Consider the following 15,069-nt stretch of genomic DNA (forward strand, 5'->3'; position numbering starts at 1 on the left):
TATTACCGGACTCCACTCACTGTGTCAAGATGCTTTAAGTAGTGAGAATATTTTTACAGCCTGTATTTCGGCGGTACTGCCAGAGATTGAACATTTTCCTGATTCCCAAATAAAAAAACCGGCAATCTGTAATTACCGGTCTTTACCAATCTTAGAGCTCTTCTTCTTCCTCGTCTGCATCCTCATCGTCTTCGTCATCGAAGTCTTCATCATCGTCTTCGAATTCTAGCTCTTCATCGTCATCGTCGTCATCACTGTCATCATCTGCTAAGTCGTCGTCTTCTTGTACGAACTCGTCCTCAACATCTAATTCATCGAAGTCTTCATCATCGAAGTCCTCTTCGAAATCATAATCGTCTTCAGAAGCTTTTTTACGTTTTGTCGGTTTATTTGTAGCCCCCAGCTCTTCTTCACTGCTTTCTACAGGGTACCACGTTTTTAATCCCCATTGGTTGTCTCCTAAGGAAACGAAACGTCCATCAATATTCATATCTGTGTAAAAGTAAGCAATACGAGCTTCTACTGCTGTTTTAGTTAATCCTTTAATTTCAGTAATTTGTTTTACTAAATCATAGAATTGAACAGGTTTCTTTTGATCTTGTAAAATTTCGAATGCGATTTCTACCATAGACATTTCAGAAACTTGCTCTTTCGTATACGTCTTTAAAATAGCCACAGCGGCACTTCCTTTCCTTCTTCTCAACACTCATTTATATCAACACATTGTGCTCATTCTCTAGAAGAATCATACTCTTCATTATAAACAAATCTATAACCGATATGCCAGTAGTAATCTATCTTTTTTCCATAAAAGGTTAAAAGAATGGTTATTATCGTATACTTTGTTGCTCCTGAAAGTGGTTGATTTCCGCTGCAGGATGCTCCCTTTCCGCGGGGCAGGCGGTGAGCCACATTCGTACGTTTCACTTTTAAGTGTCTCACCTGCCTACCTGTCCCGCAGGAGTCTCGCACCTTCCACTTCTATCAACTTTTCAATGATGTCTCTTTATGCTCTTTACGAAAACGACCTACATATAACAATCTTTTAGAGTAAACTTCATAGCTTTTGAAGGATGTTAATTTCCGTTTCAGGGCTCGCTTTCCGCAGGGTGTGCGGTGAGCCCCTTCTGTACTGTGTACCATGAAAGGTCTCACCTATCCCACTCATCCTGCAGGAGTCTCGCCTTTCCACTCCAATTAACAATTCAATGAAGAACCTCTTGAAAATCCTTTTATAGCAACAATTGTTTAGATTAAAGCTGTTTTCGTAAACCTTGTAGCTTTTGTAAGTGGTTGATTTCCGCTACAGGCTCCTCGCTTTCCGAGAGGCGTGCGGTGATCCTCAGGAGTCTCTCGCACCTCGCTCTCCAATCAACTTGCCAATAATGAAAATGAAAATTACGTGACCAAAGTAAAGAAAAGAACCGCCTAAACGGTTCTTCTCATGATAAAACTACATATTTCTGCGATACTTGCCACCTACTTCATAAAGGGCGCCTGTGATCTGGCCTAGACTAGCGTATTTAACAGTTTCCATGAGTTCTTCGAAAATATTTCCGCCGTTTAGCGCGACCGTTTTCAGTCGTTTGATCGCCTCTACAGATTGATCTTTGTTCGAATCTTGGAACGCGTTCAGGTTCGTGATCTGCTGTTCTTTCTCTTCTTTTGTTGCACGTGCGAGTTCCATGTTGAACTCTTCGTCTGAAGGCTGGTTCGGATTCAAGTACGTATTAACACCGATGATCGGAAGTGATCCATCATGCTTCTTCATTTCGTAATACATTGACTCTTCTTGAATCTTTCCGCGCTGGTACTGTGTTTCCATCGCACCGAGCACGCCGCCTCTTGTGTTCATTCTTTCAAACTCTTGAAGAACCATTTCTTCGACAAGGTCTGTTAATTCTTCAATGATGAACGACCCTTGAAGAGAGTTTTCATTACGAGCAAGGCCAAGCTCTTTCGTAATGATCATCTGGATCGCCATCGCGCGGCGAACCGATTCTTCTGTTGGTGTCGTGATTGCTTCATCATAAGAGTTCGTATGAAGTGAATTACAGTTATCCTGCAGAGCCATCAGTGCTTGAAGCGTCGTTCTAATGTCATTAAAATCAATCTCTTGTGCGTGAAGAGAACGGCCTGACGTTTGAATATGATACTTCAGCTTCTGGCTTCGCTCATTCGCTTTATATTTATCACGCATAACGGTTGCCCAAATTCTTCTTGCCACACGGCCGATCACACTGTATTCCGGATCCAGTCCATTCGAGAAGAAGAACGATAAATTCGGAGCAAATGCATTAATATCCATGCCGCGGCTCAAGTAATATTCAACATACGTAAACCCGTTTGCCAGTGTAAACGCCAGCTGAGTAATTGGATTCGCTCCCGCTTCTGCAATATGGTAGCCAGAAATGGAAACGGAATAGTAGTTGCGCACTTCATGATCGATAAAGTACTGCTGAATGTCACCCATCATGCGCAGTGCAAATTCAGTAGAGAAGATACACGTATTTTGACCTTGATCTTCTTTTAAAATATCAGCCTGAACCGTTCCGCGAACAGATGCCAGCGTTTTAGCCTTAATGTCAGCAGTCTCTGCTTCATTCGGCTGTCTGCCATTTGTTTCATCAAATACCTTCAATTGCTGTTCGATCGCCGTGTTCATAAACATCGCTAGAATGATTGGCGCAGGTCCGTTAATCGTCATCGAAACAGACGTAGAAGGCGCAATCAGGTCAAAGCCGTCATATAGTTTTTTCATATCATCAAGCGTACAGATGCTTACGCCGGATTCTCCAACTTTCCCGTAAATATCAGGGCGGTGGTCTGGATCCTCACCATAAAGCGTTACAGAGTCAAACGCTGTACTCAAGCGTTTCGCGTCATCGTCCTTAGAAAGATAATGAAAACGGCGGTTCGTTCTTTCAGGTGTTCCTTCACCCGCGAACTGACGCTTCGGATCTTCTCCCTTACGTTTGAACGGGAAAACACCAGCTGTATAAGGAAATGAGCCGGGAACGTTTTCTTTCATGACCCATTTCACGATTTCTCCCCAGTCCTCGAACTTAGGCAGAGCCACTTTCGGGATGTCGAGACCGGAAAGACTTTTCGTCGTCAATTCCGTTACGATTTCTTTGTCACGGATTTTCGTTACAAACTCTTTTCCGCTGTACATTTGTTTCAGCTTCGGCCATTCTTTTAGCAATTTTGAAGTCAACGGATGGATTTGTTCTTCTACCTTTTCAAGTGCTCTGTTTAATGAAGACTCAACTTCTTCACCTGCTGCGTTATATTCCTTTACCGTTTCAAGTGTTCCTTTCAGCTGGAATGCTTTACGCGCGAGCGTTGATTGCTCCTCGACCGTTTCGTGATATTTACGAACGGTTTGTGAGATTTCATTCAAGTATTGTGCACGGTCACCCGGGATAATGACGTTCTTTTTCGCTGTCATCGCTTCAGCAGCAGACTGGATTCCCCAATTCACACCGCTCTTCTCTTCAATCGTTTTCATTAAATGATAGAAAAGAACATTCGTACCAGCGTCGTTAAATTGACTCGCAATCGTTCCGTACACAGGCATTTCATTCAAATCTTTGTCAAACCAGTTACGAGAACGCTGGTATTGCTTTTTCACATCGCGAAGCGCATCTTCAGAACCTTTACGCTCGAATTTGTTGATGGCAATCAGGTCTGCATAATCGATCATATCGATCTTTTCCAGCTGTGATGGAGCACCAAATTCACTCGTCATCACATATAAAGCAACATCAGAGATCTCAGCAATTCCCGCATCCCCTTGACCGATCCCACTTGTTTCAACAATGATCAAGTCAAAATTAGCGGCTTTCGTTACAGCGATTGCATCTTTGATCGCATCTGACAATTCAGAACGTGAACCACGTGTCGCCAAGCTTCTCATATAAACACGCGGATGATAGATTGCGTTCATACGGATCCGGTCACCTAAAAGAGCTCCGCCTGTCTTTTGCTTCGTCGGATCGATTGAGATAATCGCGATCGTCTTATCATCACATTCATTTAAGAAACGGCGTACAAGCTCATCTGTTAGTGAACTTTTCCCCGCTCCCCCAGTCCCGGTAATCCCTAAAATCGGCACTTTTTTCTCGAGTCCTTTTAAGGCCGAAAGTGTTTGTTCTGCTGTTGCTGCAATTTCTTCAGGTGCTTGTTTAAGGTTTTCAGCTAGTGTGATTAGACGTGATACTGAACGCACGTCACGCTCTTGAATTTTTTCCACTTCATCTGTTAATGAAGTAACTGTCTGAAAATCACATTCTTCCACCATCAAGTTAATCATACCTTGAAGACCTAACAGGCGCCCGTCTTCCGGTGAAAAAATTCTCGTCACGCCATATGCGTGAAGTTCTTTGATTTCAGGCGGGATGATAACTCCGCCACCGCCGCCAAACACTTTAATGTGGCCAGCTCCGCGTTCTTTTAAAAGATCAATCATGTATTTAAAATATTCTACGTGTCCGCCTTGGTAGGAAGAGATTGCTATACCTTGCACATCCTCCTGAATCGCAGCACTCACGACTTCGTCAACCGAACGATTATGTCCGAGATGAATGACTTCACATCCATTGGACTGAATGATTCTTCTCATGATATTGATGGAAGCATCGTGTCCATCAAACAAGCTGGAAGCGGTTACAAAACGCACCGGATTTTTCGGTCGGTAAATGTCTGTCTGGCTCATCGTTTTCATCCTTTCGTTACGCTCCTTTTATGCCGTGCATCAATTGTTGGAGCTGTAATTGTGTATATTCTTCAATCGTGTACATTTTTTGAAGGGCCCACCGTCTGAACGTCCACATCTGACCAATGATCAAAATGTTATGTGCAGCAGCCTGAATCTCTTTATCGCTTAAATCCAGCTCACCTTCTAAAACCGATTTAGCTAAAAGCTTTTCAAAAATCGCCGTCATCTCAAGCTCTTTTTTCAGCACATATGGCAATGCTTCGGCAGAAAGGGATTTTGCTTCCTGATACATGACAAGCACTTCATCCTGCATGTCGTCCATCACTTTAAAATAAGCCGTGATCGCTCTTTCCACGCCTCTTATCCCGCTGTCATCTGCGTTAATATCCTGCTGTAGCCGTAATTTTACGCCGTCATAAATGCTGTCACAGACGAGATACAAAATATCTTCCTTGGAGCGGATATACTCGTATAATGTTCCAATGCTGAAGCCTGAAGCTTTTGCAATCTCACGGGTCGTTGTCCGGTGAAATCCGTTCTTTTTAAAAAGGGATACCGCCGCTTTCACCATCTCTTCACGGCGTTTTTGTATTAACTTTTCGTCTTTAACAAGTGAAGGTACTTCTTTTTTCAATGGCCTCCCTCATTTCTCACTCTTTTCTCCCTTTTTGTCTGCCGGCTGATTTCGCAGTGACAGGATTTGTTCTGCGGCTGTATAAGGGTCTGTTGTGCCGTCTTGTAAGTCGGCCAGCCAGGAGAATCCGTTTTTTTGTTCTTGTGTCCAAATTTGCTGGAAAAGTTCATGCTGAACTACTTCCATCACTTCGGTTTTCAAATTGGCAAGCTTCCGTTCTGTTCCTTCTCCACTATCTATTAAATACGTTTTGTGAGCTAAAAGTGCCTCCCACATTTCTTTTAATCCTATATTTTCGGTAGAAATGGTCTGAACGACAGGCGGACGATACGGGCTGTCATGCTTCACGAGATCGAGCATTGCCTCAATTTCTGCTAATAGCTTCGGTACGCCTGGCATATCCGCTTTATTAACGACAAAAAGATCTGCGATTTCCATGATCCCCGCTTTGAACACTTGAACGACATCCCCGCTCCCCGGATTCAGTACAACTGCTACCGAGTCTGCGAGTTTCATAATGTCGAGTTCAGATTGGCCGACTCCGACCGTTTCAATCAATATCACGTCAAAACCATACGCATCCATCACCCTTACCGTTTCCTTCGTCGAACGGGACAGACCCCCGAGACTTCCCCGTGTTCCCATACTTCGGATGAACACACCCGGATCTGTAAAATGGTCAGCCATCCGCACACGATCCCCAAGGATGGAGCCTCCGCTAAAAGGACTCGTTGGGTCGACAGCTACGACTGCTATTGTTAATCCTTTTTGGCGAAGGAAGGTAATAAGGCGGTTGACGAGAGAGCTTTTTCCGGCGCCAGGAGATCCAGTAATCCCAATCCAGTGTGCTCCTTTTTGCATCGGATAAATGCTTTTTAAAAGCTCTAGCCGATCAGGGCCGTTGTTTTCGGCGAGTGTGATTGCTTTCGCGAGTGCCCTGACATCATTTTTCTCGAATCTTGCGGCTAATGGATGCATGGTTTCCTCCTACTGAACATTAAATCGATTTGGGAGCATTTGATTTCCGAGGACAAACCGAAAAACTCTTGCTCGTTCCTCATAAAGGTGTTTCGACAGCCTTGTATCTCAGATTCCCTTGAAATCATGTCGCCAAAATCCTTCTTAATCTTTTAAAAGCATTTTCGAAATGACGAGACGCTGAATTTCTTGTGTGCCTTCGTAGATTTGTGTGATTTTCGCGTCACGCATGTAACGTTCTACTGGATATTCTTTTGTATACCCGTATCCGCCGAATACTTGCACGGCATCTGTCGTTACTTCCATTGCAATGTCTCCAGCAAAAAGCTTCGACATCGCTGATTCTTTTCCGTATGGAAGGCCTTCTGACTCTCTCCAAGCTGCTTGATAAGTCAGTAGTCTTGCTGCTTCTACTTTAGTCGCCATATCGGCAAGCTTGAATCCGATTCCTTGGTTCGCACCGATTGCTTTCCCGAACTGTTTGCGTTCTTTCGCATACGTTACGGATGCATCGAGTGCTCCTTGCGCGATCCCTACAGCTTGAGCCGCGATTCCGTTACGGCCGCCATCAAGTGTCATCATCGCGATTTTAAAGCCTTCCCCTTCTTTACCTAAAAGGTTTTCAGCAGGCACACGGCAATCTTCGAAAATAATTTCTAATGTTGGTGATGAACGAATGCCTAGTTTCTTTTCTTTTTTACCAAACGAAAATCCAGGTGTCCCTTTTTCAACGATGAATGCTGAAACGCCTCTTGATCCCGCTTCAATATCTGTACGAGCAAACACGACATAGATCTCAGCGTCGCCAGCGTTTGTGATAAAGATTTTTGATCCATTGATAATGTAGTGATCTCCGTCTTTTTTCGCTGTCGTCTTCATGTTTCCAGCATCAGAACCTGAACCCGGCTCTGTTAAACCGTAAGCTCCGATTTTCTTTCCTTCTGCCATCGGACGAAGGAACTTTTGCTTTTGTTCTTCATTCCCGAATTTGAAGATCGGCCATCCAGCTAGTGATGTATGTGCAGAAAGCGTTACTCCTACTGACGCACAAACGCGTGAAAGCTCTTCTACTGCGATTACGTAACCAAGATAATCTCCGCCGATTCCGCCGTATTCTTCTGGCCAAGGAATTCCGCAAAGTCCAAGCTCACCCATTTGATCAAAGATCGCGCGGTCAAAACGCTCTTCCTCGTCACGTTCTGCTGCTGTCGGCTCTACTTCGTTCTTTGCAAAATCACGCACCATCTTGCGGATCATTTCATGTTCTTCTGATAATAAAAATTGCATCTCTATTCTCTCCCTCTTACCCTAGTAGGTGTTTGCTGAGTACCATACGCTGAATTTCACTTGTTCCTTCGTAGATCTGACACACTTTTGCGTCTCGGAACAGTCTTTCCACCGGATATTCCTTCGTGTAGCCATATCCGCCATAAATTTGTACAGCTTCAATCGCTGATTTCATTGCCGTTTCTGAAGCATATAATTTTGCCATCGATGCTTCTTTTCCGCATGATAAGTTATTGGTTTTCAAATCTGCTGCACGATATGTTAAAAGTTTAGCCGCTTCTACTGCTGTCGCCATATCTGCCAGCTTAAATGCTAATCCTTGGTTCGCCCCGATCGGCTTCCCAAATTGTTTTCTCTCTTTTGCATATTTTGTCGCATATTCAAGAGCAGCTTCTGCAATTCCGAGTGATTGTGCCGCGATTCCGATTCGGCCCGTATCCAAGTTGCTCATCGCGATTCTAAAGCCTTCCCCTTCATTGCCCAGCAAGTTTTCAGCAGGTACACGTGCATCTTCAAAAACGATTTCGCACGTATTCGATCCGTACAGCCCCATTTTTTTCTCTTTTTTTCCTACTGAAAAGCCTGGTGTATCTTTGTCTACAATAAAGGCGGAAATGCCATAGCTTCCTTTATCGGGTGCGGTCGAAGCAAACACGATATACACATCTGCTTCACCGGCATTTGTTATAAAGATTTTTGAACCGTTCAACACGTAATGATCACCATGCTTTACCGCTCTTGTTTTTAAGCTTGCTGCATCAGAACCTGAACTAGGCTCTGTTAATCCGAACGCACCAAGGTATTCTCCACTCGCTAACTTAGGAATGTATTTTCTCTTTTGTTCTTCATTCCCAAAATAAAGAATCGGATTCGTTCCAACGCTTGTATGAACAGATAAAATGACACCAACTGTCGCACTGACCTTCGATAACTCGTTGATCGCGATGATGTAGGAGGTGAAATCCATCCCTGCTCCGCCGTACTCTTCGGGAATCGGGATTCCCATAAGTCCAAGCTCTGCCATCTTATTGATCAGATGACGCGGAAACTTTTCCGTCTCTTCCATTTCTTCGATGGCCGGTCTAATCTCTTTTTCTGCAAAATCCCGTACCATCTTTTGCATCATCTTTTGTTCTTCCGTAAACACGAGGTTCATGGACTCTCCCCATTTCTATCAAACTTTCTTTCCCCTTTTTCCATTAAAGCTGTACTCATAATCTTTGTTGTTTTTGGAAGTAGTTGATCTCCGCTCCAGGATGCTCGCTTTCCACGGGGTGTGCGGTGAGCCCATTCGTCGCAATTGCTACTTTGAATGGTCTCACCTGTCCCACTCATCCCGCAGGAGTCTCGCACCTTCCGCTCCAATCACCTTGACAATGAAGGCTCTTTAAAAACTTTGTAAAACTAGGAGACGCGAGAAGTTCGAGGCGGCAAAGTTCCGAGGAGCGGATTGTAGATTACCTACATGAGCACCGGAGGAACGAAGACAACGACGAAATTCGATGTGTATACTAGTTTTTAAGCATAAGTGTAGAAACCTTTGCCGGACTTCTTACCCAGCCACCCAGCTTTAACGTATTTACGAAGAAGCGGACATGGACGGTACTTATCGTCACCGAAGCCTTCTTGCAGTGTTTCCATAATGTACAGACATGTGTCGAGTCCGATAAAGTCTGCGAGTGTCAGCGGCCCCATCGGGTGGTTCATTCCTAGTTTCATAATTTCATCGACCGCTTCTGGAGTTGCCACCCCTTCATACACAGCGAAAATCGCTTCGTTGATCATCGGCATTAAGATTCGGTTTGAGATAAACCCTGGGAAGTCGTTTACTTCTACAGGTACTTTTTTCAACTTTTTCGAAACCGCCTCGATCGTTTCGTACACATCATCTGCTGTTTGCAGACCGCGGATGATTTCTACAAGTTTCATAACCGGAACCGGGTTCATAAAATGCATGCCGATTACTTTTTCTGGACGAGCTGTCGCTGCTGCGATTTCTGTAATCGGAAGTGATGAAGTATTGGAAGCCAGAATCGCATGGTCTGGTGCAAATTGATCCAGCATCTTAAACAGCTGTGTCTTCACATCCATGTTTTCAACGATTGCTTCGATAACAAGGTCTGCCTTTGAAGCATTTTCTAACGAAATAGAAGAAGTCAGGCGAGAAAGGATATCTTCTTTCTCCACTTCCTCCATCCGTCCTTTTTCAACTTGACGGTTTAAGTTTTTTTGGATGGTTCCGATCCCTTTTTCTACAAATTCATCCTTAATATCATGCAAAATAACGTCATAGCCTGCCATCGCACATACTTGGGCGATCCCTGAACCCATTTGTCCTGCGCCGATCACCATAATGTTTTGAATGCTCATTGTGTTTGCCTCCCTTATGCTTTTACTTCAACCAAGATCGCGTCACCTTGACCGCCGCCTGAACAGATCGATGCGATTCCAAGTCCACCGCCGCGTCTTTTCAATTCATGTATTAATGTAAGTACGATACGTGTGCCGCTTGCACCGATCGGATGACCGAGCGCAACTGCACCGCCGTTTACGTTTACTTTTTCGAGGTCAAGTCCGGCAAGTTCTGCACTTGTTAAAGCAACTGCAGCAAATGCCTCATTGATTTCAAAAAGATCGATTTCTTCAAGTGTTTTTCCTGTTTTCTTCAAAAGCTCTGTGATTACAAGGCCTGGCGTTTTCGGAAAATCCTTCGCTTCTACTGCAATGGCCGTATGACCTAAAATCGTCGCCATCACGTCCTTTCCTTCTTTCGCTGCTCGTTCCTCACTCATTACGACAACCGCTGCCGCTCCATCATTTACGCCGGGGGCATTACCTGCTGTAATCGTGCCATCCTGCGAAAATACCGGACGTAATTTTGCTAAAGATTCTACTGATGTGTCTTTTCGCGGTGATTCATCTTTAGATATAACAATCGGATCACCTTTGCGCTGCGGCACTTCTACCGGAACGATTTCTTCTGCAAAAACACCGTTTTCGATCGCTTTATTCGCTAAATCATGGCTGCGATATGCCCACTCATCTTGACGCTCACGGGAAATCTCCATCTCTTTTGCTACATCGTTACCGTAGATTCCCATATGAACACCCGTAAAGGTACACGTTAATCCGTCATGTACCATCAAGTCTTTTACTGAGCTGTCACCCATTCGAAGACCCCAGCGTGCTTTCGGCATAATGTATGGCGCATTGCTCATTGATTCCATTCCGCCCGCAACGATTACTTCTTCATCACCTGCACGGATGATCTGGTCAGCCAGTGTGATCGAACGAAGTCCTGAAGCACAGACTTTGTTGATTGTTTCCGTTTTTGTCTCCCACGGCAATCCTGCTTTTTGTGCGGCTTGTCGAGAAGGGATCTGACCTTGGCCGCCTTGAAGCACACAGCCTAAAATCACTTCATCCACCGCTTCTGGTGCAACATTTGCGCGTTGAAGGGCTTCTTTAATCGCGATTCCGCCAAGATCTGAGGCTGTTAATGTACTTAATCCACCGCCGAACTTTCCAACTGGTGTACGTGCACCGCTGACGATTACTGATTTTGCCATATAAAAAACCTCCTTTTATTAAAAACACCTAAAAATTTTATTGATATTTTTGAAAGGGATTGCTCTTAGAGGTGGTTGATTTCCGTTTCAGGATGCTCGCTTTCCGCGGGGCGTGCGCTGAGCCCCCTCGCCGCTGCGCGACTTTTAGTGGTCTCAGCTGTCCCGCTTATCCCGCTGGAGTCTCGCACCTTACTCTCCAATCAACTTGTCAATGAAGAGGCTTTAAGAAAACGATACTTTAGCAGTCTGTTTTCGAAATAAAGTAACCGCTTTCAATTTGTGTATAAGACAAACCGAGCGAACGCTCAGTCGACTCCTGTTCAATAGGGAAGTCACCGTCATTTTAAAACGGTGACTTTATTCATTTACTGAACCACTTCTTGCTTTTGTGTTCCAAATAATGATTTTTCTAAAATTTCTACTACGTCTAATGTTTGAACTTGATCTTCTACTTCTTTCGCTTTTGTTCCATCGCTCAGCATCGTTAAGCAATAAGGACATCCGCTTCCAATCATGGTTGGATTAACAGCAAGCGCCTGCTCTGTTCGAGCTACGTTCACGCGCGAACCTGCTTTTTCTTCCATCCACATCATTCCGCCACCAGCTCCACAGCACATACCGTTTTGACGGTTACGGTCCATTTCCACAACTTTTACGCCCGGAATCGCTTTTAGAATATCGCGCGGCGGTTCATAAACCTCGTTGTATCGGCCTAAGTAGCATGAATCATGGTACGTGATCGTTTCATTTACTTCATGCTTCGGCTGAATCTTCCCTTCTTTGATCCACTCGGCAAGAAGTTCTGTATGATGATACACTTCAGCTTCCAGACCAAATTCAGGATATTCATTTTTAAATGTATTGTAAGCATGCGGATCAATCGTAATAATTTTCTTCACTTCATGCTTTTTAAACAATTCGATATTGGCATTCGCCATCTCCTGGAACATGAACTCGTTTCCAAGACGACGAGCTGTATCACCGGAGTTTTTCTCTTTGTTCCCTAAGATTGCGAACGTAATTCCTGCTTCGTTCATAATCTTTGCTAATGAAAGAGCAATCTTTTGCGAACGGTTATCGTAAGCACCCATGGAGCTTACCCAGAACAGATACTCGAATTCTTCTCCCGCTTTTTCCTTCTCTTTAACAGTCGGGATGACGATATCTTCTTTAAGTTCACGCCAGTTTTCACGCTCTTTTTTCGAGATTCCCCAAGGGTTTCCTTGCTTCTCGATATTTTTGATTGCACGCTGTGCCTCAGGATCCATCTTTCCTTCTGTCAGCACAAGGTAACGGCGCATATCGATGATTTTATCAACGTGTTCGTTCATAACTGGACATTGATCTTCACAGTTACGGCAAGTTGTACACGCCCAAATTTCTTCTTCTGTCATCACTTCGCCGATCATTGCCACATCATATGAAAGGGCAGATGAACCATCAACGCCAGCCGCTGTTTCCTGTGCTCCCTGTCCTCTGGCTGCAAAAGCAATCTGGTTGCCTTTTGTGTTTGAAAAAGCAAAGGCAGGCATCCAAGGTGTACGGGAAGTAACAGCCGCACCCTTCTCTGTTAAGTGATCGCGCAATTTTACGATCATGTCCATCGGAGACAGCATTTTCCCTGTTCCAGTTGCGGGACATACATTTGTACAGCGTCCGCATTCTACGCAAGCATACAGATCAACGAGCTGCTTTTGGTTAAAGTCCTCTATTTTGTTAACTCCAAAGACTTCTTGTGTTTCATCTTCAAAATTAATCGATGAAAGTTTTCCGACCTTATCTTTTCGGCCAAGCCATACATTCAGCGGCCCGGCGATTAAATGTGCATGCTTCGATTGAGGCACATACACAAGGAATGTTAGCAAGAACAATAAGTGAATCCACCAAGAGATGTAGAACAGGACGATCGATCCGGTTTTCCCTATAAATCCAAGGACAAATGCAAGTCCTGATGCGATAGGTGCTGTCCATTCATACGGCATGTCGTGCCAGATGATCTCAGACGCATTTCCTAACAAGACGGAAAGCATGAGACCGCCAATGAATAATAAAACCATCCCCGCTTTAAAACCGCGCTTCAGACGGACGAGCTTTTCGACATATCTTCTATAGAAAGCCCAAACCACTGCGACCAAAATCATTAACGTGATGATTTCCTGAAAAAACGTGAACCCAGGGTAAAGCGGTCCTAGAGGCAAATGAGATCCTGGATTGAGCCCTTTCCAGATAAAATCAATCGCTCCAAATTGGACAAGAATAAATCCGTAAAAAAACATGACGTGAATGATTCCGCTTTTTTTGTCTTTTAAAAGCTTCTTTTGTCCAAATACGTTCACTAACACAGCTTTAATTCTTTCTTGTACCGTGTTATCAAACTCTACTTTTTTCCCCAGCTTGATATATTCGTATCTTGTTTTAACCACATATGCGAATAAAAAAAGTGCGTAAGCGGTTACAAAAAGAAATGCAAGCCAGTTCGCTATCATTAAGCCGTTCATCCCTTATCTCTCCCTTCCCATCGCTGCAAACCTTATTCTTTCTCTTCCCATTATTCAAAAAGAAATTAATTTTCTGACATCATTATATCACAAAAAATAAATGAATGAGCATTCAGTCGACATCATCTTAAAAATTTTTTTCAAGGCTGCGGGTATACTAAAACAAAGTGATGTAATGAGGAGGGGCTTACTATGTGGATCGTGCTGATGCTGGCACTCTTAGTCATTTTAGTGGGGATTGATTTTTATTATGGACATAAAAGAATGATCAGCTTGGAGAAGCCTCCATTCCGGGCAAAAGGTGATATGCAATTTCTATCGACCGGGTATCATTTGTTCGATGCCCTGTTTGAAGACGTAAAAAACGCCGAGCATTATATACATATGCAATTTTATATTTTCCGGGATGACGAGTTAGGTACTGAACTTTGCCAGCTTTTACGAAAAAAAGCCCAAGAAGGTGTCGAAGTCCGTTTACTCGTTGACTATTTAGGGAGCAGAACGATAAATAAACAAACAATCGCTGACCTCACACAAGCCGGCGTTCACTTTCAATACAGCAATAAGCCCGGATTCCCCTTCTTCTTATACCGGATTAATCACCGAAACCATCGTAAAATAACTGTGGTTGACGGTGTTTTAGGTTTTATCGGCGGCTATAATGTCGGCAATGAATATCTCGGTAAAAACACGAAGTTCGGAGACTGGCGGGATTATCACCTTCGACTGGAAGGTCCGATTGTGTCCGGTTTAGAAAATGCTTTTATAGCCGATTGGAACCTTGCATCAGGAGAAGAAATACAACCGACGTGCTGGACAAATAAAGAAACAGCAACCTCTCATAATAAAGATTTTATGCTTGTTGGTTCGAACGGAAAAACAGCTTATCGGTTTTTTTATGAAAAAATACAGCGCTCACGAAAAAGTATATTTATTGGTTCACCATACTTCATTCCGGGTAAAAAGATGAATGGTGCTTTGCTTCGCGCACTCCAAAGAGGCGTATCTGTAACACTTCTCGTTCCGATGCATCCCGATCACCCTTTTGTACAGGAAGCTTCTTATCGTTATTTAGAACCGCTGCTTCAAGCGGGTGCTGTTATTTATCAATTTCACGAAGGATTTTATCATTCGAAAGTTCTCATTTTTGATGAAGCGTGGTGCGATATCGGGACAGCAAACTTCGACTTCCGCAGCTTCTTTTTTAACGATGAAATCAACTGCATCATAACTGATAAAAACGATATCCAAGAAGTAAAAAAGGGAATTGAATCAGACCTTGCCCGCTCAGAAAAATTAACAATTCAGCGGTTGGAAAAGACTCAGACACTTTGGGTGCGGCTGAAAGAAGGAATCGCTTTTATCCTTTCACCCATGTTGTAG

General features: G+C 43.8%; 11 protein-coding genes. 1 reads left to right on the top strand and 10 read right to left on the bottom strand.

Annotated features, from left to right (window positions below; genetic code table 11):
• Positions 1-151: 151 nt before the first annotated feature.
• From rpoE to J2X07_RS14130, 10 genes are all read right to left on the bottom strand, one after another.
• On the bottom strand, positions 152-676 hold the full coding sequence (gene rpoE, locus J2X07_RS14085) for a DNA-directed RNA polymerase subunit delta (RefSeq protein WP_310259908.1): 525 nt from the start codon (positions 674-676) through the stop codon (positions 152-154).
• A gap of 53 nt (positions 677-729) precedes the next feature.
• Positions 730-927 carry a hypothetical protein gene (locus tag J2X07_RS14090; RefSeq protein WP_310259911.1) on the bottom strand — a complete coding sequence of 66 codons (198 nt, stop codon included), beginning with the start codon at positions 925-927 and terminating at the stop codon, positions 730-732.
• Between the two features lie 526 nt (positions 928-1,453).
• Positions 1,454-4,717 carry a fused isobutyryl-CoA mutase/GTPase IcmF gene (gene icmF / locus J2X07_RS14095; RefSeq protein ID WP_310259913.1) on the bottom strand — a complete coding sequence of 1,088 codons (3,264 nt, stop codon included), beginning with the start codon at positions 4,715-4,717 and terminating at the stop codon, positions 1,454-1,456.
• Between the two features lie 16 nt (positions 4,718-4,733).
• Complete coding sequence (locus tag J2X07_RS14100) at positions 4,734-5,354, bottom strand: TetR/AcrR family transcriptional regulator (protein WP_310259916.1); 621 nt, start codon at positions 5,352-5,354, stop codon at positions 4,734-4,736.
• 9 nt (positions 5,355-5,363) lie between these two features.
• Complete coding sequence (gene meaB, locus J2X07_RS14105; protein WP_310259919.1) at positions 5,364-6,332, bottom strand: methylmalonyl Co-A mutase-associated GTPase MeaB; 969 nt, start codon at positions 6,330-6,332, stop codon at positions 5,364-5,366.
• Positions 6,333-6,476: 144 nt separating this feature from the next.
• Positions 6,477-7,619 carry an acyl-CoA dehydrogenase gene (locus J2X07_RS14110; RefSeq protein ID WP_310259923.1) on the bottom strand — a complete coding sequence of 381 codons (1,143 nt, stop codon included), beginning with the start codon at positions 7,617-7,619 and terminating at the stop codon, positions 6,477-6,479.
• 16 nt (positions 7,620-7,635) lie between these two features.
• Positions 7,636-8,775 carry an acyl-CoA dehydrogenase gene (locus J2X07_RS14115; RefSeq protein WP_310259926.1) on the bottom strand — a complete coding sequence of 380 codons (1,140 nt, stop codon included), beginning with the start codon at positions 8,773-8,775 and terminating at the stop codon, positions 7,636-7,638.
• 362 nt (positions 8,776-9,137) lie between these two features.
• Complete coding sequence (locus tag J2X07_RS14120; RefSeq protein WP_310259929.1) at positions 9,138-9,989, bottom strand: 3-hydroxybutyryl-CoA dehydrogenase; 852 nt, start codon at positions 9,987-9,989, stop codon at positions 9,138-9,140.
• 14 nt (positions 9,990-10,003) lie between these two features.
• Entirely contained in the window at positions 10,004-11,188 is a 1,185-nt protein-coding gene (locus tag J2X07_RS14125; RefSeq protein ID WP_310259931.1) for an acetyl-CoA C-acetyltransferase, read from the bottom strand.
• Between the two features lie 365 nt (positions 11,189-11,553).
• On the bottom strand, positions 11,554-13,686 hold the full coding sequence (locus J2X07_RS14130) for a (Fe-S)-binding protein (RefSeq protein ID WP_310259933.1): 2,133 nt from the start codon (positions 13,684-13,686) through the stop codon (positions 11,554-11,556).
• A gap of 192 nt (positions 13,687-13,878) precedes the next feature.
• Between J2X07_RS14130 and cls the strand changes: the two genes are divergently transcribed.
• Complete coding sequence (cls, locus tag J2X07_RS14135) at positions 13,879-15,069, top strand: cardiolipin synthase (RefSeq protein ID WP_310259935.1); 1,191 nt, start codon at positions 13,879-13,881, stop codon at positions 15,067-15,069.

Origin of the sequence: Fictibacillus barbaricus, assembly GCF_031457135.1 — a bacterium.
Taxonomy (GTDB): Bacteria; Bacillota; Bacilli; order Bacillales; family Fictibacillaceae; genus Fictibacillus; species Fictibacillus barbaricus_A.

Bases quoted from the DNA above. Each gene is read 5' to 3' on its own strand.
- icmF (WP_310259913.1), bottom strand. From the start codon at position 4,717: ATGAGCCAGACAGACATTTACCGACCGAAAAATCCGGTGCGTTTTGTA.
- meaB (WP_310259919.1), bottom strand. From the start codon at position 6,332: ATGCATCCATTAGCCGCAAGATTCGAGAAAAATGATGTCAGGGCACTC.
- J2X07_RS14110 (WP_310259923.1), bottom strand. From the start codon at position 7,619: ATGCAATTTTTATTATCAGAAGAACATGAAATGATCCGCAAGATGGTG.
- J2X07_RS14115 (WP_310259926.1), bottom strand. From the start codon at position 8,775: ATGAACCTCGTGTTTACGGAAGAACAAAAGATGATGCAAAAGATGGTA.
- J2X07_RS14120 (WP_310259929.1), bottom strand. From the start codon at position 9,989: ATGAGCATTCAAAACATTATGGTGATCGGCGCAGGACAAATGGGTTCA.
- J2X07_RS14125 (WP_310259931.1), bottom strand. From the start codon at position 11,188: ATGGCAAAATCAGTAATCGTCAGCGGTGCACGTACACCAGTTGGAAAG.
- J2X07_RS14130 (WP_310259933.1), bottom strand. From the start codon at position 13,686: ATGAACGGCTTAATGATAGCGAACTGGCTTGCATTTCTTTTTGTAACC.
- cls (WP_310259935.1), top strand. From the start codon at position 13,879: ATGTGGATCGTGCTGATGCTGGCACTCTTAGTCATTTTAGTGGGGATT.